The sequence below is a fragment of the Streptomyces sp. NPDC057271 genome (assembly GCF_042668715.1).
Taxonomy (GTDB): Bacteria; Actinomycetota; Actinomycetes; order Streptomycetales; family Streptomycetaceae; genus Streptomyces.
Window position 1 is genome coordinate 90,377 of record NZ_JBHUYJ010000008.1, and the last position, 21,297, is coordinate 111,673.

The window sequence follows — 21,297 nt, forward strand, 5'->3', positions numbered from 1 at the left end:
CGCCGGCGTCACGTACCGATCCGGGAATCGGCCCCCGCACCGACGCGGACGGCCGGTACCCGGATCTCGTCCGTCCGGGGGAGCGGTGGCACGGGTGCCGGGGCGACGGGCTTGCGGTGCGCGGGCATCGTCACCGCGACCAGCAGCCCGAGCAGCAGCCCGGCGGTGCTGATGACGACGATCCCCAGCGCGTTCGTGGTGCGGGACAGCAGCAGCAGGGCGACGGTCGAGAAGACGACGGTGGCCGAACCATAGGCGAGCTGTGCGGCGTTCGGACGCGGCATGACGGGTACCGTCCCTCGAGGCATCGGCGGGTCGCTCTCCCTGTCTGGGGCCGGAGGACCCCCACCCGAGCGACTCTACGACGGTGGATGCCCGAGCGAAACGGGTAGTAAGCGTGACCTAACCCACGGTGTGGATGCACGGGGGGCGCATGGAGTCACCGATTCCCCCAACGACCTCTTCCGGTGCGCCTGGTTGCCGTCCGGATAGCGGAAAGCGACTTCTACATAGTGCAGTTGGCCTGTGCAAGTCAAGATCTGTCTTTTCTCTCGTAACTCCGGTCGAATGTCGTCACTTGTGACGCGCGACCCCGCCCGCGGACACCCCACCCTCGGTCCGCGCGGTCGCGGGCGCCGGGGAGGAATCATCAAGTGACCAACAGACGACGGGCGATCAGAGCGTCCGCAGTCGTCGTGGCGCTCGCGGCCACCGCCGCCAGCGCCTCGACCTTCGCATTCGCCGACGACAGGGGGCCGGGCGCACCGGCCTCGATCGAGCGCCAGGACCCGGCTCCGGGTGTCGGTGTCGACAAGACGGCGGTCGACCACGACCTCGAGGGCCCGTTCAGCGAGCAGCAGGCGCAGCAGCGCAAGGCCGCCCTGGAGCAGGTGCTGAAGGGCGAGGCCAAGGTCGAGAACCGAGGCGGCTCGAAGGTCGTCAAGCTCGACGCCAAGAAGTACGTCGAGCTCGGCCGCGAGAAGACCGACAAGATCTTCACCATCCTCGTCGAGTTCGGCGACCAGGTGGACAACACCACCCTGGTCGACCGCAAGGACGACGACACGGACGAGCTGAAGCCGAAGTTCGGCGGCACGCCCGGCCCGCTGCACAACCAGATAGCCGAGCCGGACCGCGAGAAGGACAACTCGACGGCCTGGCAGGCGGACTACAACCAGCAACACTTCCAGGACCTGTACTTCGGCACCGGCAAGGACAAGAAGGGCAAGCCGAAGCACTCCCTGAAGACCTACTACGAGCGCACCTCGTCCGGCCGCTACTCGGTCGAGGGCGCGGTCTCCGACTGGGTCAAGGTCCCGTACAACGAGGCCCGCTACGGCTCGAACTACTGCGGCCAGAGCAACTGCGGCAACGTCTGGGACACCGTCCGCGACGGCGTGACGGCCTGGGTCGCCGACCAGAAGGCCAAGGGCAGGACCGACGCCGAGATCAAGTCCGTGCTGGCCGAGTACGACCAGTGGGACCGCTACGACTTCGACGCCGACGGCAACTTCAACGAGGCCGACGGCTACATCGACCACTTCCAGATCGTCCACGCCGGCGAGGACGAGTCGGCCGGCGGCGGAGCCCAGGGCAGCGACGCCCTGTGGGCCCACCGCTGGTACGCCTACGGCACCGACGCCGGCAAGACCGGCCCGGCGAACAACAAGTCCGGCGGCACCCAGATCGGCGACACCGGCATCTGGGTCGGCGACTACACGATGCAGCCCGAGAACGGCGGCCTCGGCGTCTTCGCCCACGAGTACGGTCACGACCTCGGTCTGCCCGACCTGTACGACACCGCGGGCGGCGAGAACTCGACCGGCTACTGGTCGCTGATGTCCTCGGGCTCCTGGCTCGGTCTCGGCAAGGACTCCATCGGAGACATGCCCGGCGACATGAACGCCTGGGACAAGCTCCAGCTCGGCTGGCTCAACTACACCAAGGTGAGCAACGAGCAGCGCGCCACGAAGTCCAAGCACAAGCTGGGTGTCGCGGAGTACAACACCAAGAACCCGCAGGCGCTCGTGGTCGAGCTGCCGAAGAAGGCCGTCACCACCGACATCGTGGCCCCCGCCGAGGGCGCCACCCAGTGGTGGAGCGGTATGGGTGACGACCTCAAGAACACCCTCACCCGCTCGGTCGACCTGACCGGCACGTCCTCGGCCTCCCTGGAGCTCAAGGGCTGGTACGACATCGAGGCGGAGTACGACTACCTCTACACCGAGGTGTCGACGGACGGCGGTGCCAACTGGACCGCCGTGGACGGCACCGCCGACGGCGAGCCGATCCAGCGCGATGCCTCCGGCACCCCGGCGCTGTCCGACGTCTCGGGCGCGTACAAGACGCTCGTCTACGACCTGGGCGCGTACGCGGGCAAGAAGTTCGACCTCCGCTTCCGCTACCAGACGGACGGTGGCCTCGCCCTCAAGGGCTTCGCGGCCGACGCCATCACGCTGACCGCCGACGGCGCCACCGTCTTCTCCGACAACGCGGAGAACGGCGACAACGGCTGGACCGCCAAGGGCTTCTCGCGGATGGGCAAGGGCTTCACCAAGGAGTACGAGCAGTACTACATCGCGGAGAACCGCCAGTACGTCTCGTACGACGCGACGCTCAAGGTCGGCCCGTACAACTTCGGTTTCACGGGTGACAAGGCGGGCTGGGTCGAGCACTTCCCGTACCAGAACGGTCTGCTCATCTGGAAGTGGGACCTGTCCCAGAAGGACAACAACACCTCCCAGCACCCGGGCCAGGGCCTGATCCTCCCGATCGACGCCCACCCGACGCCGCTGAAGTGGACCGACGGCACCCTGATGCGCAACCGCATCCAGTCGTACGACGCGCCGTTCGGCCTGTACCGCACCGACGGCTTCCGGCTGCACAAGGCGGACGTCCCGGCGTGGGTGAAGTCGCAGCGGGGCAACCCGGTCTTCGACGACCGCAAGGGCACGTACTGGTACAAGGAGACCGAGCGCGCCGGTGTCCAGGTAACTGACACGAACACGCAGATCCGGGTCGTCAAGGAGCCGAAGAACGGCCAGACGATCACCGTCCAGGTTGGTCCGTCGACCAAGTAGACGGTAAATCCGCAGGTCAGAGCATGATCGGCCGTCGCCCTCTAGCGGGCGGCGGCCGATCGTGTTTAGGTGCGTCTTGACCAGTTCTTATTGACAGCAAGCTCACAGGGGGAGTGGTTCCGGCATGCCCGGTGGAGGTTTCTGCAAGTTGCCAGGCGGGAGCGTCGTCGTCGCGATAGGGCTGCCGAGCCCGGCGGGCGACGGGGTCACGGTCCGCTTCCTGGTCCACGCGGCCAACCGCGCCCGCGCCCTGACCCGGCTGCGGAACCTGGGCCTGAGGGCGGTCTACCTCCGCGGCAACGCGGAACCCCCGACGCCCGACGAGATCACCGCCGTCCTCCACCACCCGGACGGCCTCCTGTGGCGCTCCACGGCGAGTGCGACCCAGGAGCTGTGGCACTCGATACGGACCCTGCCCACGGCCTCCTAGACGACGGGCTTGCCCGTGAGCTCGACACCCGCGCCGCGCAGCTCCTCCAGGGCCCGTTCCGTCGTCTCCTTCGCGACGCCCGCCGTGAGGTCGAGGAGGACCTGCGTACGGAAACCCTCGCGCGCCGAGTCCAGCGCCGTGGCCCGTACGCAGTGGTCCGTCGCGATGCCCACCACGTCGACCTCGGTCACGTCGTGCGTACGCAGCCACTCGGCGAGCGGGACGCCGTTCTCGTCGCGCCCCTCGAAGCCGCTGTACGCCGCGTCGTAGGCCCCCTTGTCGAAGACAGCGTCGATCGCGCCCGAGGCGACCGCGGGCGCGAAGTTCGGGTGGAAGCCCACGCCCTCCGTGCCGGCGACGCAGTGCACCGGCCAGGACGTCACGTAGTCGGGCGTGTCGGAGAAGTGGTCCCCCGGGGCGACGTGGTGGTCGCGGGTGGCCACCACGTGCTGGTACGCGGCGCCCGCCGCCTCACCGACCAGGTCGGTGATGGCGGCGGCGACGTCGGCTCCCCCCGTCACCGCGAGGCTGCCGCCCTCGCAGAAGTCGTTCTGAACGTCCACGACGATCAATGCGCGGTGCATGGCGGGTGTCCTTCGGTGGGCCGGCGGAGGGAACGGTGGGATGTCGACACGGGGAATGGCATCGAGCCTAGAGACTTCCCCCTCCCTTCGGGAGGGGGCCTCGCAGGGTGTTACACGTACTCGGTCGGCAGCACCGGCTCGCCCCGGGAGAGCTGGACCGCCGACATCGGCAGCGCGGCCCGCGCCGTGATGTGCCGCGCCCGGGCCGCCTCCAGCGGCTCCCGGGCCACGACGTCGCCGCCCTTGACCAGCTCCACGAGCAGCTGACGGCCGGCGAGCTCGGCGGGCACCGGGCCGGTGCCGAGGACCTCCGCCTCGGCCACGCCCTCCGCGTCCATCCGCCGCGCCGCCCACTTGCGGCCGCCGACCGACGCCTTGCCGCCGACCGACTTCTTCGCCACCGCCGTCAGTGGGGCCTTCGGATCCGCCGACTGGGCGCGGGCGACCAGCTTGTAGACCATCGAGCAGGTCGGGTGGCCGCTGCCGGTGACCAGCTGAGTGCCCACCCCGTACGCGTCCACCGGCGCCGCCGCCAGGGAGGCGATGGCGTACTCGTCCAGGTCCGAGGTGACCACGATCTTGGTGTCCGTGGCGCCCAGCTCGTCGAGCTGGGCCCGGACCCGGTGGGCCACGAGCAGCAGGTCCCCGGAGTCGATCCGTACGGCTCCGAGCTCCGTGCCGGCCACCTCGACGGCGGTACGGACGGCCTCGGCCACGTCGTAGGTGTCGACGAGCAGCGTCGTACCGCGGCCCAGCGACGTGACCTGTGCCTGGAAGGCGTCCCGCTCGCTGTCGTGCAGAAGGGTGAAGGCGTGCGCGGAGGTGCCGACGGTCGGGATGCCGTAGCGGAAGCCGGCCGCGAGGTCCGAGGTGGAGTCGAAACCGCCGACGTAGGCCGCCCGCGCCGAGGCGACGGCCGCCAGCTCGTGGGTGCGCCGGGCGCCCATCTCGATCAGCCGCCGGCCGCGGGCCGCGCCCGACATCCGGGAGGCCGCCGCCGCGATGGCCGAGTCGTGGTTGAGGATCGACAGGATCACGGTCTCCAGGAGCACGCACTCGGCGAAGGAGCCCTCGACCCGCAGGATCGGCGAGCCGGGGAAGTACACCTCGCCCTCGGGGTAGCCCCAGATGTCGCCCGAGAAGCGGTAGCCGGCCAGCCAGGTCAGCGTCTGCTCGTCGACGATGCCCTGCTCCCGCAGGAAGCCGAGCACGTCCGCGTCGAAGTGGAAGTTCTCCACGGCGTCGAGGACCCGCCCGATGCCGGCCACCACTCCGTAGCGCCGCCCCTCGGGCAGCCGGCGGGTGAAGACCTCGAAGACGGAGCGCCGGTCGGCGGTGCCGGCCCTGAGGGCCGCCTGCAGCATGGTCAGCTCGTACTGATCGGTGAAGAGCGCGGTCGACGGCACGTCCACCGGGAGCTCAAGGTCCGCAGCGTTCATGTCAGCGATGCTAGCGCAGAAATCGTCACTCTGACGATTTCTCGGCGCGCGGGCAGACCCGTTTGTGCGACGCCCCTCCCGAGGTGGCAGCATGGGGTAAGTGAGCGTCGCGCCTATTGAGATCGAACGCACCGAATCGGCCGAGGAGACCTTCGCCGTCGTCGAGCCCGACGTGCCGTGGGTCACTCTCGTCCACAACGATCCGGTCAATCTGATGAGCTATGTGACCTACGTCTTCCAGGCGTACTTCGGTTACTCCAAGGACAAGGCGCACAAGCTGATGCTCGACGTGCACAACAAGGGCCGCGCGGTGGTCTCCAGCGGGACACGCGAGGAGATGGAGCGGGACGTGCAGGCGATGCACGGATACGGGCTGTGGGCGACCCTCACCCAGGACCGCGGCTGATGGCCGGACACTTCGAGGTCCTGCCCGGCGGCGGTGCCGCCGTCGCGCTCGACGAGGTCGAGATCGCCATCCTGCGCTCCCTCGCCGTCCAGCTCATGGAGCTGATCGGACCGGGCGACGAGCCCGTCGAGGGCGAGGACCCGCTCGCCGCGCTCTTCGCCGAGGGCCCGAGCGAGGCCCCCAGCGACCCGGCGCTCAAGCGCCTCTTCCCCGACGCGTACGGGGACGAGGACGAGGAGCTGCGCGCGGCCGCGGCCGACTTCCGCCGCTACACCGAGAACGACCTGCGCGCCCGCAAGCGGCAGGACGCCCTCGCGGTGATCCGCAGCCTCGACGGGCTCACCTCGACCGACGAAGGCGGGGCGGTCCTCAAGCTCACCCCCGACGAGTCCCGCTCGTGGCTCGGCGCGCTCAACGACCTCCGGCTGACCATCGGGACCCGTCTGGAGGTCACCGACGAGGACGAGAGCGGCGAGCTGTACCGGCTGCCCGACTCCGATCCGCGCAAGCCGATGGTGATGGCGTACCTCTGGCTGGGCGCGCTTCAGGAGTCACTCGTCGAGACGCTGATGTCCGGGACCTGATACCCACCGTCCCGGTGCCGTCCGGTCGACGTCCGGTGCCGTCCGGTCGACGTTCGCTCAGCGGACACTCGAATCCCGAACCCGGAGGGCGCGGCCTTGGCCGCCAAGCGCTCGTGACCCGGCCTGTCCAGCATTCGGGCTGCCCCGTACCACTCCTCGGTACAGGGCAGCCCCTCTGCTTATCCTGTCGGACATGCTGACCATCACCCGGGCCCTGTACGACCAGATCGTGGAACACTCCCGCGCGGACCACCCCGACGAGGCCTGCGGCGTGGTCGCGGGCCCCGTCGGCAGCGGCCGCCCCGAGCGGTTCATCCCGATGCTGAACGCCGCGCGCTCGCCCACGTTCTACGAGTTCGACTCCGCCGACCTCCTCAAGCTCTACCGCGAGATGGACGACCGGGACGAGGAGCCCGTGATCGTCTACCACTCGCACACCGCCACCGAGGCATACCCGTCGCGTACCGACATCTCGTACGCCAACGAGCCCGGCGCGCACTACGTCCTCGTCTCCACCGCCGACACCGACGGCGCGGGCCCCTTCCAGTTCCGCTCCTACCGGATCGTCGAGGGCGTCGTGACCGAGGAGGACGTGAAGGTCGTCGAGGAGTACGACGTCTGAGAGACTGACGCGACCATCAGGGCGGCAGGACCCAGGAAGCCGGTGTGAATCCGGCACGGTCCCGCCACTGTGACCGGCCCCCGCGAGGGCCGGAAGCCAGGAACTGACCTGCCGCCTCTCACCACCGACTGGGGACGTGGAAATCCCCGGAGGAGGCTCGTCCGCCATGACCTGGCACCGCCGTACCCTGCTGCCCGCCGCCGCCCTCGTCCCGCTGCTCGCCGCCTGCGCGGCCCCCGCGGAGAAGGACGCCCCCGCAGCGAAGGCCGCACCGGGGTTCCCTTACACCGTCTCCAACTGCGGTGTGAAGACGACGTACCAGGCCCCGCCGCAGCGTGCCGTCACCATGAACCAGCACGTCACCGAGGTCATGCTCGCCCTCGGCCTGGAGAAGTCCCTCGTCGGCACGGCCTACCTCGACGACCGGATCCTGCCCGCGTACAAGAAGGCGTACGACTCGGTGCCGGTGCTCGCCGAGGAGTACCCCTCCAAGGAGGCCCTGCTCGCCGCCAACCCCGACTTCGTCTACGGCGGTTACTCCAGCGCCTTCGACGCGAAGGCCGGGCGCGCCCGGGACGACCTGAAGGCCGCGGGCGTCAACACCCGCCTGAACATGGAGTACTGCCCCTCCGGCACCTCCTCCCTCGCCGACCTGTACCGGGAGGTCGACGAGGTGGCCCGGACCTTCGGCGTCCCCGAGCGCGGCACGCGGTGGACGGCCGCGGCGAAGAAGACGGTCACGGCGACCGGGCAGAGGCTGGACGGGGTCGCCCCGCTCTCGGTCTTCGTCTACGACAGCGGCGACAAGACCGCGTTCACCGCCGGAGGCAAGGGCATCGGCAACGAGCTGATCAGCCTCGCGGGCGGACGGAACGTCTTCGCCGACCTCGACAAGCCGTTCGGGGACGCGACCTGGGAGCAGGTCGTCGCCCGTAAGCCGGACGTGATCGTCATCTACGACTACGGCTCCACGACCGTCGAACAGAAGAAGAAGCGCCTCCTGGACGACCCGGCCCTCAAGGACGTCCCGGCGGTCAAGAACCGCCGCTTCGCCGTACTGCCGCTCTCCGACGCCGTCCTCGGCGTCCGCGTCCCCGCGGCGATCGAGAAGCTCGCCACCCAGCTCCACCCGACCCGATGACGGCCACCCCGCCCCCGGCCGCCGGACCGGAACAGCACACGCCCCCGAAGGCCCCACCCCCGGCCGTTCCGGCACCACCCCCGGCCGTTCCGGCGCCGGCTGTTCCGGCACCGGCCACATCCAGTCCGGCGCCGGCCGTTCCCGCCCCGGCCGTTCCGGCGCCGGCCGCTTCCGGTCCGCCCGGCCCGGCCCGAGCCGACGCGGCTCCGGCCCGTCCCGACCCGTCCGCCGGCTCCTCCGAGCCGGCGGCGGACCGCGGCCGCCGGCACGCGCCGGCCGGGCGTGGGCGGTACCTGCTCGTCCTCGGTGGGCTCGTCGCCGCCCTCGGGGCAGCGGTCGTCGCCGGGGTCGCCCTCGGGTCGGTCCGGATACCCGTGGGCGCGGTCGTCGAGATCCTCACCGGCCGCGCCGCCCCCTCCCCGTACCGCACGATCGTCCTCGACGTCCGGCTGCCGCGCGTGCTGCTCGGCGCGATCGTCGGCGCCGGGCTCGCCGTCGTCGGCGCCGTCCTCCAGGCCCTGGTCCGCAACCGCCTCGCCGACCCCTTCCTCCTCGGGATCTCCTCCGGCGCGTCCACCGGGGCCGTCCTGGTCCTCGTGCTCGGCGTCGGCGGCGGGATCACCACCACCGTCGCCATGCCCGCCGGGGCCTTCGCTGGTGCCCTGCTCGCCCTGGTCCTCGTCTACGCGCTCGCCCGCCGCGGCTCCACGATGACCGGCTCCCGGCTCGTCCTCGCCGGTGTCGCCGTCTCGTACATCCTCTCCGCGCTGACCACCCTGCTCCTCGTCCTCGCGGGCCGCCCCGAACACTTCCAGGAGGCGATGTTCTGGTCCCTCGGCGGCCTCGGCAGCGCCCGCTGGGACACCCTCGCCCTGCCCGCCGCCGTCCTCGTCCTGGGCGTCGCCGCCCTGCTCACCCTCGCCCGCCCGCTCGACCTGCTCCTCGTCGGCGAGGAGGGCGCGACCGTCCTCGGCCTGGACACCGCCCGCTTCCGCGCCGCCGTCTTCGTCCTGGCCTCCCTCGTCACCGCCGTCATGGTCTCCGCCAGCGGAGCCGTCGGCTTCGTCGGCCTGATGGTCCCGCACGCCGCCCGCATGGCCGTCGGCGCTCCGCACCGCCGACTCCTGCCGGTCGCCGCGCTCGGCGGCGCACTCGCCCTGATCCTCGCCGACCTCGCCGCCCGAACCGTCGCCGCGCCCCAGGACATCCCCGTCGGCGTCCTCACCGCCCTGACCGGCGGCCCGTTCTTCCTCTGGCTCATGCGCCGCCGCGCGGAAGGGAGCCCGGTATGACCGAACTGCGCCTCCAGCGACTCTCGTACGGGACTCGACTGCGCGACGCCGACCTCACCGCCCGCCCCGGCGAGACCGTCGGGCTCGTCGGCCCCAACGGCAGCGGCAAGACCACCCTCCTGCGCTGCGTCTACGGCACCCTCACCCCCACCTCGGGCCGCGCCCTCCTCGACGGCGACGACCTGACCGCCCTCGGACCCAGGGCGCGCGCCCGCCGGATCGCCACCGTCCCGCAGGAGGGCGCCACCGAGTTCGAGCTGACCGTCCGCGAACTCGTCGCCCTCGGCCGCTCCCCGCACAAGCGCTTCTGGGAGGGAGACGACGCCTCCGACCTGGCCCGGGCCGAGGCCGCCCTGGCCCGGGTCGGCATCGCCGAGCTGGCCGACCGGCCGTACCCCACCCTCTCCGGCGGCGAACGCCAGCGCGCGCTCGTCGCCCGCGCTCTCGTCCAGGAGCCGGCGCTGCTCGTCCTGGACGAGCCCACCAACCACCTCGACATCCGCTACCAGCTCGAAGTCCTGCGTCTCGTAAGCCACTTGGGCACCACCAACCTCCTCGCCCTGCACGACCTCAACCTCGCGGCCGCCTACTGCGACCGCCTCTACGTCCTGGAGCGCGGCCGCGTCGTCGCCGAAGGCACACCCGCCGACGTTCTCACCCCCGCCCTGTTCAGGGCGGTGTACGGGGTGGAAGCCGAGGTCATCCCGCATCCACGGACCGGCACGCCGACCGTCTTCTACCTGCCCGGTCCGCCAGTCGAGCGCGAACCGTCCGCCATGTGAGATCACATTCCGAAACCCGGACCGGGAATCGATACGATGACCGCATGGTTTCCCACGACGTGAGCGAAGTGACGACGCCGGGCAGCGCGCTGCTCGTGGCGCGACTGCACGTCGACCTGTGCCTTTTCGCCAGCGCGATGTGAGCAGGCGCGCCGACGGCGCACCCAGCAGCACCACCCCGCGCGGGGGCCGACAGCCGCGCGCCTTCCACGCCACTCCCGACTCCCGAAACAGGAGCCCACGCCATGGCCATCGAGGTCCGCATCCCGACCATCCTCCGCACCTACACCGACGGCGAGAAGGCCGTCGAGGGCAACGGCGAGACGCTCGCCCAGCTCTTCGCCGACCTGGAGACGCGCCACGCCGGGATCGAGGCCCGCATCGTGGACAACGGCCAGCTGCGCCGCTTCGTCAACGTCTACCTCAACGACGAGGACGTCCGCTTCCTCGACGGCATCGACACCAAGCTGACCGACGGCGACAACGTCACGATCCTGCCGGCCGTGGCCGGCGGCATGGTCTGATCCACATGCGTTACGACTCCCCGCTCGCGGCGGTCGGCAACACGCCCCTGGTCCGCCTGCCCCGGCTCTCTCCGTCGGACGACGTCCGCATCTGGGCCAAGCTGGAGGACCGCAACCCCACCGGCTCGGTCAAGGACCGCCCCGCGCTCCACATGATCGAGCAGGCCGAGAAGGACGGCCGGCTCACCCCCGGCTGCACCATCCTGGAGCCGACCAGCGGCAACACCGGGATCTCGCTCGCGATGGCGGCCAAGCTCAAGGGCTACCGCATCGTCTGCGTCATGCCGGAGAACACCAGTGAGGAGCGTCGCCAGCTGCTCGCCATGTGGGGCGCCGAGATCATCTCGTCCCCCGCGGCCGGCGGGTCGAACACGGCCGTACGGGTCGCCAAGGAGATCGCGGCGGAGAACCCCTCCTGGGTGATGCTCTACCAGTACGGCAACCCCGACAACGCGGGCGCCCACTACGCCACCACGGGTCCCGAGATCCTCGCCGACCTGCCCTCCATCACCCACTTCGTGGCGGGCCTCGGCACCACCGGCACGCTCATGGGCGTCGGGCGCTACCTGCGCGAGCACAAGCCCGACGTCAAGATCGTCGCCGCGGAGCCGCGGTACGACGACCTCGTGTACGGGCTGCGGAACCTCGACGAGGGCTTCGTCCCCGAGCTGTACGACGCCTCGGTCCTCACCACCCGCTTCTCGGTCGGCTCCGCCGACGCGGTCACCCGCACCCGGGAACTCCTCCAGCAGGAGGGCATCTTCGCCGGCGTCTCCACGGGCGCGGCGCTCCACGCGGCCATCGGCGTCGGCACGAAGGCGCTGAAGGCGGGGGAGAGCGCGGACATCGCCTTCGTCGTCGCGGACGGCGGCTGGAAGTACCTCTCCACCGGCCTCTACACGGCGGCGACGACCGAAGAGGCGATCGAGACGGTCCAGGGCCAGCTCTGGGCATAGGCCCTCCCAGGCCCGCCGGGCCCGTTCAGGACGGGGCTCCGGGGCGGTTTCGGAAGGGGCTCTCGGGGTCTCTGCCGGACGGGGTTCCGGGGCGGTTTCGGAAGGGGCTCTCGGGGTCCCTGCCGGACGGGGCTCCGGGGCGGTTTCGGAAGGGGCCCTCGGGGTCCTGCCGGACGGGGCTCCCGCGCCCGTTCAGGTCGCCAGATGGCGGACCTGGTCCCATACGACCGGGTCCGCCCTCCCCGCCCTGCGGCGGAACTCCCCCACCGGGACCTCCCGCAGCTCGTCCGTCTCCAGGAAGCTCGGCCGCCCCTGCGCGTCCCCCACGGCCCCCGGCGGCAGCGGAATGACCCCCTGCCGCTCGTCGTGGTACCTGCTCGTGATCTTGGCGACCAGCGCGGAGTCCCCGCGCAACGCCAGCACCAGACAGGGCCGGTCCTTGGAGCCCGGCCCGTCCTCGTAGGGCACCTCCGCCCACCAGATCTCGCCCGCCCGGGGGAGCCGCGCGGGCGCCTTGGCCGGCGCGCCCGGCCGGACGGGCGGCCTCGCGGGCGGACGCGTACGGCCTCCCGGTGCGCGGCTCCGGCCCCCCGGCGTACGGCCGCGGCCTCCAGGCGCGCCCGTACGGCCGCCGTGCCGCCGGGCCGAGCGCTTCCGGCCGTCCGCCACCGCCGCGACCAGCGCGATCACCACGACCGCGACGAGCGCCGGCCACCAGGACGTGTCCATAGCCCACGACGTTACCCTCCGCACCCATCTCGCGCTCTCCCGCCCCAGGTCCATCCGAACCGGTGACAGAGCCCGTGAGTTCGCCCACAACGGGCCGCCACGGAGGAGCGACGGAGGGCGACGCGCCTTACGCTCGACGCATCGCAAGACCTCCCCCGCCGCTCTCCGCCCTCGGAGGTTCACGCTCCATGAAGCTCACCGTCGTCGGCTGCTCCGGGTCGTTCCCGTCCGCGGACTCGGCCTGTTCGAGCTACCTCGTAGAGGCCGACGGCTTCCGGCTGCTCCTCGACATGGGCAACGGCGCCCTCGGCGAGCTGCAGCGCCACATCGGTCTGTACGACCTCGACGCCATCTTCCTCAGCCACCTCCACGCCGACCACTGCATCGACATGTGCGGATACTTCGTGGCCCGCTACTACCGCCACGAGGGCGGGCGCTGCGAGGCGCTCCCGGTCTTCGCCCCGGAGGGCGCCGAACAGCGCCTGACCACGGCCTACGCCGACACCCCCTCGGACAAGTCGATGAGCGAGGTCTTCGACTTCCGGACCCTGAAGTCCGGGACCTTCGAGCTGGGCCCGTTCTCCGTCCGTACGGAGAAGGTGTGCCACCCGGTGGAGGCGTACGGCATCCGCATCGAGCACGGCGGCCGGACGCTCACGTACTCCGGCGACACCGGGGTCTGCGAGTCCCTGCACCAACTCGCGGAGGGAGCGGACCTCTTCCTGTGCGAGGCGTCCTTCACGCACGGCAAGGAGGACATCCCGGCCCTCCACCTCAACGGCCGCGAGGCGGGCGCGGAGGCGGCCCGCTCCTCGGTGGGCCGGCTGGTGCTCACGCACATCCCGCCGTGGACGGACGGCCGGCAGAACCTGGCGGACGCGCGGGCGTTGTACGACGGGCCGTCGGAGCTGGCGTACGCGGGCGCGGTGTACGAGATCTGAGACGTACGGGAAGGACCCCGGAACCGTTCGGTTCCGGGGTCCTTCGTCGTTCGGGTGAGGCTCACGCCTTGGTGAGGTCCTCGATCTCCTCCTCGGGCTCGCGGCCCGGGGTCGGGAGGTTGAACTTGGTGATCGCGAAGCGGAAGACCGCGTAGTAGATCGCGGCGAAGACCAGACCGATCGGAATGATCATCCAGGGCTTGGTCGCCAGGTTCCAGTTCAGCGCGTAGTCGATGAAGCCCGCGGAGAACGTGAAGCCCGCGTGGACGCCGAGCGCCCAGGTCACGGCCATCGAGATGGCGGTGAGGACCGCGTGGATCGCGTACAGCAGCGGCGCGATGAACATGAAGGTGAACTCGATCGGCTCGGTGATACCGGTGACGAAGGAGGTCAGCGCGAGGGAGAGCATCATGCCCATGACGGCCTTGCGGCGCTCCGGGCGGGCGGCGTGCGCGATGGCGAGCGCGGCGGCCGGCAGACCGAACATCATGATCGGGAAGAAGCCCGACATGAAGATTCCGGCGCTCGGGTCACCGGCGAAGAAGCGGTTCAGGTCACCGTGGACGACCTCGCCGGCCGCGTTGGTGAAGTCACCGATCTGGAACCAGGAGACGGTGTTCACGAACTGGTGCATGCCGACCGGGATCAGCGCGCGGTTGATCAGGCCGAAGAGGCCGGCGCCACCGGCACCGAGGCCGGTCATCCACTCGCCGAAGCTGGAGATGCCGTTGCCGATGGGCTCCCAGACCAGGCCGAAGACCACACCGACGAGGGTGCCGACGAAGGCCATGATGATCGGGACGAGGCGGCGGCCGTTGAAGAAGCCGAGCCAGTCGACCAGCTTGGTGCGGTGGAACTTCTGCCACAGGACCGCCGAGAGCAGACCCATCAGGATGCCGCCGAGGACGCCCGGGTTGTTGTACGTCGCGGCGACGTCGACACCCTTGTTGGCGGTGGTGTTGATCACGGCGTCGGTGACCGGGAACGCCTTGAGGACGTTGCTGTAGACCAGGAAGCCCACGAGGGCGGCCAGGGCGGTGGAGCCGTCGGCCTTCTTGGCGAAGCCGATGGCCACGCCTATGCAGAACAGCAGCGGCAGGTTGGCGAAGACTGCGTCACCGGCCGTGGCGAACACGGAGGCGACCTTGTCCCATCCGAGCCCGTCCTTGCCGAAGACGTCAGGCTGGCCGAGACGGAGCAAGATACCCGCGGCCGGCAGAACGGCGATCGGCAGCTGCAGGCTGCGACCGACCTTCTGCAGGCCCTGGAACAGGCCGGATCCGCGCTTCTTCGCGGGAGCGGCGGCCTGGGCGGTGGCCGTACTCATCAACTTCCTCCAGTAAGGCAAGGCGCCGCAGAGGTCATGAAAGGGGGTGACGGCGGCGTCTCGTGGAACGCGGTGGACTGGACCGCGTGGTCTACACCAATGAGTGGTGTAGACCAGTTTTAGCACGTGAGACTTAGATAAGGAACCTGCGAATTCTCCGTGCCCGACCCATAGCTGGGTGTGAACGGCGAAAGGCCCCCGGACCATGAGGTCCGAGGGCCCTGAGGCGCTCCGCACACGGGCCGAAAGGCCCCGATCGCTACGCCTTGGTGGCGTCCCGCTCCATCTCCTCGCCCACCTCGTCCGGCTCCCGCCCCGGCGTCGGAAGATCGAACTTCGTGATCGCGAACCGGAAGATCACGTAATAGACGAGCGCGAAACCCAGACCGATCGGAATGATCAGCCACGGCTTCGTCGCCAGGTTCCAGTTGATGACGTAGTCGATCAGCCCCGCCGAGAAGCTGAAGCCGTCCTTCACCCCGAGCGCCCAGGTCACCGCCATCGACACACCCGTGAGCACGGCATGGATCGCGTAGAGCAGCGGGGCGATGAAGAGGAACGAGTACTCGATCGGCTCCGTGATGCCGGTGACGAACGAGGTCAGAGCGACCGACAGCATCATGCCGCCCACCTCCTTGCGCCGGTGCGGCTTGGCGCAGTGCGTGATCGCCAGCGCCGCCGCCGGCAGCGCGAACATCATGATCGGGAAGAAGCCCGTCAGGAACTGGCCCGCGTCCGGGTCGCCCGCGAGGAACATGGGGATGTCGCCGTGGACCGTCGTACCGTCCGGCTTCTCGTACGTGCCGAACTGGAACCAGATGGGCACGTTCAGGAACTGGTGCAGGCCGATGACGAGCAGCGCCCGGTTCGCGACGCCGAAGATGCCCGAACCCCAGGCGCCCAGTCCCACCAGCCAGTCGCTGAAGTTCTCCAGCGCGTCACCGATCGGTGGCCAGACCCACAGGCACAGGGAGGCGAAGGCGATCGCCACGAAGGTCATGATGATCGGTACCAGTCGGCGGCCGTTGAAGAAGCCCAGCCAGTCGACGAGCTTCTTCCGGTGGTAGCGCTGCCAGAGCCAGGCCGACAGAAGACCGATGATGATGCCGCCGAAGACACCCGGGTTCTGGTACGTGTACCCGCTGAACGCCTGCTCCGGCGCAAGGCAGCCGCCGTTGATGTCCGCGGTACCCGTCGGACAGTCCTCGGGGAACTGGCGCAGCACGTTGTAGTAGACGAGGAAGCCGACCGTGGCCGCGAGCGCGGTCGAGCCGTCCGCCTTCTTCGCCATGCCGATGGCGACACCGATGCAGAACAGCAGGGGCAGGCCGAGGTTGCCGTCGAGCAGCGCGCCGCCGGCGCCCGCCATCACCTTCGCGACGTTGTCCCAGCCGAGCCCGTCCGCCCCGAAGACGTCCGGCTGCCCGAGACGGTTGATGATGCCGGCCGCCGGCAGGACCGCGATGGGCAGCTGGAGGCTGCGCCCCATCTTCTGCAGGCCCTGGAAGAGAACGCCCCACCTCGATCTCCTCGGCGGCGCGGCGGCGCTTTCCGTACTCATCGGCGTCCTCCCTGGCCCGGAACGAGGCCGGCCCGAATCGCGTTGCACACTGGTGTAGACCAGTTGCGATAGGCTCCCCGAGCCCACTGAGGGCAGGTTGCCGGTGATCGTCATAATTGGGCAGAACCCGTGCACCCGCTAGCGAAGTTGAGCCAACCGTGGGTTACCGTGACAAAGCGGACCATCGGTGCGCCGAGACTCACGTTTCCGAAAACGGAACGGACAGGGAGAGAACATGGCCAGCAAGGCTGAGAAGATCGTCGCCGGGCTCGGCGGCCTCGACAACATCGAAGAGGTCGAGGGCTGCATCACCCGCCTGCGCACCGAGGTCATCGACCCCTCCAAGGTCGACGAGGCCGCCCTCAAGGCCGCCGGCGCCCACGGCGTCGTCAAGATGGGCACCGCGATCCAGGTCGTCATCGGCACCGACGCCGACCCGATCGCCGCCGACATCGAAGACATGATGTAACCAGCCCCAACGCCCGAAGGGGGCCCGGCCCCACAGGGGACCAGGCCCCCTCCGCGTACGGCTACGCTCGGAACATGTCTCGTATCGACGGCCGTACCCCCGAACAGCTCCGCCCCGTCACCATCCAACGCGGATGGAGCAAGCACGCCGAGGGCTCCGTCCTCATCTCCTTCGGCGACACCAAGGTCTTCTGCACCGCCTCCGTCACTGAAGGCGTCCCGCGCTGGCGCAAGGGCAGCGGCGAAGGCTGGGTCACCGGCGAGTACTCCATGCTCCCGCGCGCCACCAACACCCGCGGCGACCGCGAATCCGTCCGCGGCAAGATCGGCGGCCGCACCCACGAGATCTCCCGCCTCATCGGCCGCTCCCTGCGCGCCGTCATCGACTACAAGGCCCTCGGCGAGAACACCATCGTCCTGGACTGCGACGTCCTCCAGGCCGACGGCGGCACCCGCACCGCCGCCATCACCGGCGCCTACGTCGCCCTCGCCGACGCCGTCTCCTGGGCCCAGGGCAAGAAACTGGTCAAGGCCGGCCGCAAGCCCCTCACCGGCACCGTCGCCGCCGTCTCCGTCGGCATCGTCGACGGCACCCCCCTCCTCGACCTCTGCTACGAGGAAGACGTCCGCGCCGAGACCGACATGAACGTCGTCTGCACCGGCGACGGCCGCTTCGTCGAGGTCCAGGGCACCGCCGAGGCCGAACCCTTCGACCGCAAGGAACTCAACGCCCTCCTCGACCTCGCCTCCGGCGGCTGCGCCGAACTCGCCGAGATCCAGCGCCAGGCACTCGAAGGAACTCTCTAGCCCCCAGCGGCGTCTTCAAGGACACGGGCGTACGGCAGGACCGTACGCCCGTCATCCATATTCCCGGGGAGGAACCGCCTTGAAGCGCCGACTCGCACTCGCCATGGCCTCGGCAGCCGTACTCACCACCACCCTCGTCGGCTGCGCAGCACTCGACAAGGCCATGGACTGCGTCGCCACCGCCGACGCGATAGCCACCAGCGTCGACAAGCTCTCGCAGGCGGTCTCCAACGCCTCGAACGACCCGACGCAGCTCAACGAGGCCCTGAACGAGATATCCACGGAGCTCGGCAACCTCCAGGACACCACCGACAACGCGGACCTCTCCAAGGCCGTCGACGACCTGACCAAGGGCGTCGAATCCGTGAAGACCGCCGTCAACAACGGCGACACCACCCCGGACATCAAGCCGATCACCGACGCCGCCGCCGAGATCGGCAAGGTCTGCACCCCGGGATAATCGGGACCATGACCCGTCTGATCCTCGCCACCCGCAACGCCGGGAAGATCACCGAACTCCACGCGATCCTCGCCGACGCAGGCCTCACCCACGAGCTCGTCGGCGCGGACGCGTACCCGGAGATCCCCGACGTCAAGGAGACCGGCGTCACCTTCGCCGAGAACGCCCTCCTCAAGGCCCACGCCCTGGCCCAGGCCACCGGCCTGCCCGCCGTCGCCGACGACTCCGGCCTCTGCGTCGACGTCCTGAACGGCGCCCCCGGCATCTTCTCCGCCCGCTGGTCCGGCGCCCACGGCAACGACCGCGCCAACCTGGACCTGCTCCTGGCCCAGCTCTCCGACATCGACGACGCCCACCGAGCCGCCCACTTCGCCTGCGCGGCGGCCCTGGCCCTCCCGGACGGCACGGAACGCGTGGTCGAGGGCCGCATGCGCGGCACCCTCCGCCACACCCCGACCGGCACGAACGGCTTCGGCTACGACCCGATCCTCCAACCGGACGGCTACGACGTGACGTGCGCGCAGCTGACCCCGGAACAGAAGAACGCGATCAGCCACCGGGGGAAGGCCTTCCGGGCGCTGGTGCCGGTGGTACGGGAGCTGCTGGGCTGACAACGAGAGGGCCGCCCTGTGTTGGGCGGCCCTCTCCGCGCGTGCGGCCGGTGGGACTCGAACCCACACGGGATTTCTCCCACGGCGTTCTAAGCGCCGCTTGGCTGCCAGTTACAACACGGCCGCGTACACGGCCATGGTAGCGGTCACCGTCCGCTCGCTTGAGAGGTGCGTCGACGTCCTCCTCGGCACCAGGTGCTGGTGATCGCGTGACAGTTGGGACAGAGGAGTCGCAGGTTCTCGGAGCGGTCGTCGCTCCAGTCGCCGTTGATGTGGTCGACCTCCAGCGTCATGGGTTTGGCGAGCCAGGCAGGTCCGGTGCCGCACCTCGTGCACCGCTCCGGAACACCGATCTCGGAGAGGGCGCGACGCAGGTGAGCTGTCTTGGTTCGATACGTGCCGTCGTGCTTCACCAGTAGGTCCACGGCCTTGCGCGGTGGATTTGTGCCGGGCTTGGCAGCCTGATGACCCTGCCCCAGGAAGTGCGCCGTCGAGAGGTTGTCCTCGGCGATCCACTGCTTCAGAGAGTCCTTCTGGCTTGAGCTCTCCGGTCTCCCCAGACGGCGCAGGGTCTCCGCCAGGGAAACTGAACCAGCCACGGCTCCGGCGAGTTCGGTAGCCGACGGACGGGGGCCGCCTCTGCGGTAGCCGCGTCGATGGAGATGCGAGACGTCGATTCCGTAGTGCGCGAATCGGCGCCACAGATATTGGCGCAGGCGCCCGTACGGGCGCGTGCCGAAGAAGGCGATGACCTCCTCGATGTCACCGCATTTCGCGGCGGCCTCGATGAGCCGCTCCCGTGTAGCGGACCCCCTCGCTCATGCGCGGCGCCCCTTTGCTCGACCCCGGTACGTGTCTGTCGTCGAGTGGCAGTTGGGGCAGAGGAGCCGCAGGTTCCCGATCCGGTTGTTGCGCCAGTTGCCGTCGATGTGATCGACCTCGAGCGGGAGGGGTATCCGAGCCACGTCGGTTCGATCCCGCAGAGGGCGCAGCGCTCCATGACACCCATGGACCTGAGCGCACCCTTCAGGCGGCTGCTGGGGACCCGCCGAGCTTGACTCGGAATCTGTTCGACCAACAGGGCCTCAGGGGTCGTTCGTCGGATGCTCTTGCCCGCCTTGGCCGGCATCCGGAAGTGCGAGGTGTCGATGCCGTACGCCTTGATCCGGCGGCTGATGTTCGAGTGATGGCCGTCCACGGGGTCCAGTCCCAGACGTCGCAGCACCTCGTACACGCTCGTCGACACCGCCACCACAGGCTCAAGCGCTTCCCGCGTCCACTTGGCCCCCTCCCTCTCGAAGTGCGACGTGTCCACCCCCAGCTTCCGCATGCGGTCCCGCACGTACCGCCGTGTCGCGCTCTTCGGGTCCACCCCCAGCTTCCCCAGCGCCTCCGACAGCGTCCGCGACGTGCCTGCCGCCTCCGCGAGCCGTTCCCTCGTGTACGGACTCTCCGGCATCCTTGCCACCCCTCCGCTCCGGCCACCTGTTCGTGGTCTCGCACGGAGTAACGAGCCGATTATCGGACAGTCACGTCCCCGTCCGTCCGAAATGCGGAACGGGTCGCGCCGCTTCGAAAGGCGGTGCGACCCGTTGTCGAGTCGGGCAGGCTCAGATGCCCAGGTCCTTGATGATCTTGGCTACGTGGCCGGTCGCCTTCACGTTGTACAGCGCTCGCTCTACCTTGCCGTCCTCGTCGACGATCACCGTCGAGCGGATCACGCCCGTCACCGTCTTGCCGTACAGCTTCTTCTCGCCGAAGGCGCCGTACGCCTCCAGGGTCTCCTTCGACGGGTCGCCGACCAGCGTGACCTTCAGGTGTTCCTTCTCGCGGAACTTCGCCAGCTTCTCCGGCTTGTCCGGCGACACGCCGATGACGTCGTAGCCCGCGCCCGCCAGCAGCTCCAGGTTGTCCGTGAAGTCGCACGCCTGCTTGGTGCATCCCGGGGTGAGCGCCGCAGGGTAGAAGTAGACGATGACCTTGCGGCCCTTGTGGTCCGCGAGCGAGACCTCGTTGCCGTCCGCGTCGGGCAGGGTGAAGGCGGGGGCGGTGTCGCCGGGCTGAAGTCGCTCGCTCATGGCTCTCCTCGGGGTGTCTGCGCGTACACGACCGAGCCTAATGGGGGCCTGAGACAGACCGCGGACGGAGAAACTGAGAGACTGTCCGTCAACGACCGATTACGACTACGGAGGCAGCGCGGTGTCGGAGGCCAGGACCCCTGCGCAGATCGAGGCGGACATCGTCCGCCGGCGCGAGCAGCTTGCCGAGACTCTCGACGAGATCGGCATTCGGATGCATCCGAAGACGATCATCGGTGACGCGAAGGCGAAGGTCGCCTCCACGGTCGACCAGACCGCCGGGCGGGCGTTCGTCGCCGTGAACCGGACGGTGTCGGACGTGAAGGCCCGGTTCACCGGCGACGACGGCGCACCCCGTCTGGAGCGCGTGGTTCCGGTGGCTCTCGTCGCCGTCGCGCTCGTCGGGCTGCTCGCGGTGTCGACGCGCAAGCGCAAGGGATGACCCCTCCCGAGTACGGCGGGCAGGCCCGGGCGG

General features: G+C 69.8%; 24 protein-coding genes, 1 tRNA gene, 1 pseudogene and 1 riboswitch. Of the genes and pseudogenes, 16 read left to right on the forward strand and 10 right to left on the reverse strand.

Features of this window, described 5'->3' with window-relative positions; all coding sequences use genetic code 11:
* Positions 1 to 8 precede the first annotated feature (8 nt).
* On the reverse strand, positions 9 to 284 hold the full coding sequence (locus ACFUJR_RS06265) for a hypothetical protein (RefSeq protein ID WP_383164540.1): 276 nt from the start codon (positions 282 to 284) through the stop codon (positions 9 to 11).
* A 369-nt stretch (positions 285 to 653) separates the two neighbouring features.
* Here ACFUJR_RS06265 and ACFUJR_RS06270 point away from each other — a divergent pair, with 369 nt between their 5' ends.
* Both ACFUJR_RS06270 and ACFUJR_RS06275 read left to right on the forward strand, forming a co-directional pair.
* Positions 654 to 3,080: an immune inhibitor A domain-containing protein gene (locus ACFUJR_RS06270; protein ID WP_383164537.1), complete on the forward strand. Its 2,427-nt coding sequence runs from the start codon at positions 654 to 656 to the stop codon at positions 3,078 to 3,080.
* A 124-nt stretch (positions 3,081 to 3,204) separates the two neighbouring features.
* Positions 3,205 to 3,510 (forward strand): hypothetical protein, encoded by a 306-nt coding sequence (locus ACFUJR_RS06275; protein ID WP_383164534.1) that lies wholly within the window; start codon positions 3,205 to 3,207, stop codon positions 3,508 to 3,510.
* Here the strand turns inward: ACFUJR_RS06275 and ACFUJR_RS06280 are convergent.
* Entirely contained in the window at positions 3,507 to 4,094 is a 588-nt protein-coding gene (locus ACFUJR_RS06280) for an isochorismatase family protein (protein WP_383164531.1), read from the reverse strand. The two genes, ACFUJR_RS06275 and ACFUJR_RS06280, sit on opposite strands and share 4 nt — an antisense overlap.
* Positions 4,095 to 4,204: 110 nt before the next feature.
* Positions 4,205 to 5,533, reverse strand: coding sequence for a nicotinate phosphoribosyltransferase (locus ACFUJR_RS06285; RefSeq protein WP_383164528.1), 1,329 nt, complete (start codon positions 5,531 to 5,533; stop codon positions 4,205 to 4,207).
* A 100-nt stretch (positions 5,534 to 5,633) separates the two neighbouring features.
* Between ACFUJR_RS06285 and clpS the strand changes: the two genes are divergently transcribed.
* The 8 genes from clpS (at position 5,634) to ACFUJR_RS06325 (ending at position 11,840) form a co-directional block, all read left to right on the forward strand.
* Positions 5,634 to 5,939 carry an ATP-dependent Clp protease adapter ClpS gene (gene clpS / locus ACFUJR_RS06290; RefSeq protein ID WP_352187447.1) on the forward strand — a complete coding sequence of 102 codons (306 nt, stop codon included), beginning with the start codon at positions 5,634 to 5,636 and terminating at the stop codon, positions 5,937 to 5,939.
* Positions 5,939 to 6,523 (forward strand): DUF2017 domain-containing protein, encoded by a 585-nt coding sequence (locus tag ACFUJR_RS06295; RefSeq protein ID WP_383164525.1) that lies wholly within the window; start codon positions 5,939 to 5,941, stop codon positions 6,521 to 6,523. The genes clpS and ACFUJR_RS06295 overlap by 1 nt, the downstream gene beginning before the upstream one ends.
* 193 nt (positions 6,524 to 6,716) lie before the next feature.
* On the forward strand, positions 6,717 to 7,145 hold the full coding sequence (locus ACFUJR_RS06300) for a Mov34/MPN/PAD-1 family protein (protein ID WP_383164522.1): 429 nt from the start codon (positions 6,717 to 6,719) through the stop codon (positions 7,143 to 7,145).
* 32 nt (positions 7,146 to 7,177) lie between these two features.
* Positions 7,178 to 7,251, forward strand: a riboswitch (cobalamin riboswitch).
* Positions 7,252 to 7,311: 60 nt separating this feature from the next.
* The gene (locus ACFUJR_RS06305) at positions 7,312 to 8,286 is read left to right on the forward strand and encodes an ABC transporter substrate-binding protein (RefSeq protein WP_383164519.1); all 975 of its coding nucleotides are present in this window, start codon (positions 7,312 to 7,314) and stop codon (positions 8,284 to 8,286) included.
* Positions 8,283 to 9,578, forward strand: a complete 1,296-nt coding sequence (locus tag ACFUJR_RS06310) for a FecCD family ABC transporter permease (RefSeq protein WP_383450245.1) — start codon at positions 8,283 to 8,285, stop codon at positions 9,576 to 9,578. The genes ACFUJR_RS06305 and ACFUJR_RS06310 overlap by 4 nt, the downstream gene beginning before the upstream one ends.
* The gene (locus ACFUJR_RS06315; RefSeq protein WP_383164513.1) at positions 9,575 to 10,360 is read left to right on the forward strand and encodes an ABC transporter ATP-binding protein; all 786 of its coding nucleotides are present in this window, start codon (positions 9,575 to 9,577) and stop codon (positions 10,358 to 10,360) included. Before ACFUJR_RS06310 ends, ACFUJR_RS06315 begins: the two co-directional genes overlap by 4 nt.
* 245 nt (positions 10,361 to 10,605) lie before the next feature.
* The gene (locus tag ACFUJR_RS06320) at positions 10,606 to 10,884 is read left to right on the forward strand and encodes a MoaD/ThiS family protein (RefSeq protein WP_352187454.1); all 279 of its coding nucleotides are present in this window, start codon (positions 10,606 to 10,608) and stop codon (positions 10,882 to 10,884) included.
* 5 nt (positions 10,885 to 10,889) lie between these two features.
* Positions 10,890 to 11,840, forward strand: a complete 951-nt coding sequence (locus ACFUJR_RS06325; protein WP_383164509.1) for a PLP-dependent cysteine synthase family protein — start codon at positions 10,890 to 10,892, stop codon at positions 11,838 to 11,840.
* 192 nt (positions 11,841 to 12,032) lie between these two features.
* On the opposite strand, the gene ACFUJR_RS06330 is transcribed toward ACFUJR_RS06325, so the two are convergent.
* Positions 12,033 to 12,569, reverse strand: coding sequence for a type II toxin-antitoxin system PemK/MazF family toxin (locus ACFUJR_RS06330; RefSeq protein ID WP_383164506.1), 537 nt, complete (start codon positions 12,567 to 12,569; stop codon positions 12,033 to 12,035).
* Between the two features lie 188 nt (positions 12,570 to 12,757).
* On the opposite strand from ACFUJR_RS06330, the gene ACFUJR_RS06335 reads away from it, so the two are divergent.
* Complete coding sequence (locus ACFUJR_RS06335) at positions 12,758 to 13,510, forward strand: MBL fold metallo-hydrolase (RefSeq protein ID WP_383164503.1); 753 nt, start codon at positions 12,758 to 12,760, stop codon at positions 13,508 to 13,510.
* A 61-nt stretch (positions 13,511 to 13,571) separates the two neighbouring features.
* Here ACFUJR_RS06335 and ACFUJR_RS06340 read toward each other — a convergent pair whose 3' ends face one another.
* The gene (locus tag ACFUJR_RS06340) at positions 13,572 to 14,837 is read right to left on the reverse strand and encodes a PTS transporter subunit EIIC (protein WP_383164500.1); all 1,266 of its coding nucleotides are present in this window, start codon (positions 14,835 to 14,837) and stop codon (positions 13,572 to 13,574) included.
* Between the two features lie 259 nt (positions 14,838 to 15,096).
* Positions 15,097 to 16,398 (reverse strand): PTS transporter subunit EIIC, encoded by a 1,302-nt coding sequence (locus ACFUJR_RS06345; protein ID WP_383164497.1) that lies wholly within the window; start codon positions 16,396 to 16,398, stop codon positions 15,097 to 15,099.
* Positions 16,399 to 16,585: 187 nt separating this feature from the next.
* On the opposite strand from ACFUJR_RS06345, the gene ACFUJR_RS06350 reads away from it, so the two are divergent.
* The 4 genes from ACFUJR_RS06350 (at position 16,586) to rdgB (ending at position 18,744) form a co-directional block, all read left to right on the forward strand.
* Positions 16,586 to 16,867 (forward strand): glucose PTS transporter subunit EIIB, encoded by a 282-nt coding sequence (locus tag ACFUJR_RS06350; protein ID WP_383164494.1) that lies wholly within the window; start codon positions 16,586 to 16,588, stop codon positions 16,865 to 16,867.
* Positions 16,868 to 16,941: 74 nt separating this feature from the next.
* Entirely contained in the window at positions 16,942 to 17,673 is a 732-nt protein-coding gene (gene rph / locus ACFUJR_RS06355; protein WP_383164491.1) for a ribonuclease PH, read from the forward strand.
* Positions 17,674 to 17,776: 103 nt separating this feature from the next.
* The gene (locus tag ACFUJR_RS06360) at positions 17,777 to 18,133 is read left to right on the forward strand and encodes a hypothetical protein (protein WP_383164613.1); all 357 of its coding nucleotides are present in this window, start codon (positions 17,777 to 17,779) and stop codon (positions 18,131 to 18,133) included.
* An 8-nt stretch (positions 18,134 to 18,141) separates the two neighbouring features.
* Positions 18,142 to 18,744: an RdgB/HAM1 family non-canonical purine NTP pyrophosphatase gene (gene rdgB / locus ACFUJR_RS06365; RefSeq protein ID WP_383164488.1), complete on the forward strand. Its 603-nt coding sequence runs from the start codon at positions 18,142 to 18,144 to the stop codon at positions 18,742 to 18,744.
* Between the two features lie 42 nt (positions 18,745 to 18,786).
* Here rdgB and ACFUJR_RS06370 read toward each other — a convergent pair.
* The 4 genes and pseudogenes from ACFUJR_RS06370 to bcp form a co-directional block, all read right to left on the reverse strand.
* Positions 18,787 to 18,870: transfer RNA gene (locus ACFUJR_RS06370), tRNA-Leu, on the reverse strand.
* Between the two features lie 20 nt (positions 18,871 to 18,890).
* Positions 18,891 to 19,343: an HNH endonuclease gene (locus tag ACFUJR_RS06375; protein WP_383164485.1), complete on the reverse strand. Its 453-nt coding sequence runs from the start codon at positions 19,341 to 19,343 to the stop codon at positions 18,891 to 18,893.
* Positions 19,344 to 19,562: 219 nt separating this feature from the next.
* Positions 19,563 to 20,203, reverse strand: a pseudogene (locus ACFUJR_RS06380) (HNH endonuclease).
* Between the two features lie 151 nt (positions 20,204 to 20,354).
* Complete coding sequence (gene bcp / locus ACFUJR_RS06385) at positions 20,355 to 20,822, reverse strand: thioredoxin-dependent thiol peroxidase (RefSeq protein WP_383164482.1); 468 nt, start codon at positions 20,820 to 20,822, stop codon at positions 20,355 to 20,357.
* A gap of 121 nt (positions 20,823 to 20,943) precedes the next feature.
* Here bcp and ACFUJR_RS06390 point away from each other — a divergent pair, with 121 nt between their 5' ends.
* Positions 20,944 to 21,264 carry a DUF3618 domain-containing protein gene (locus tag ACFUJR_RS06390; protein ID WP_383164479.1) on the forward strand — a complete coding sequence of 107 codons (321 nt, stop codon included), beginning with the start codon at positions 20,944 to 20,946 and terminating at the stop codon, positions 21,262 to 21,264.
* Positions 21,265 to 21,297 lie beyond the last annotated feature (33 nt).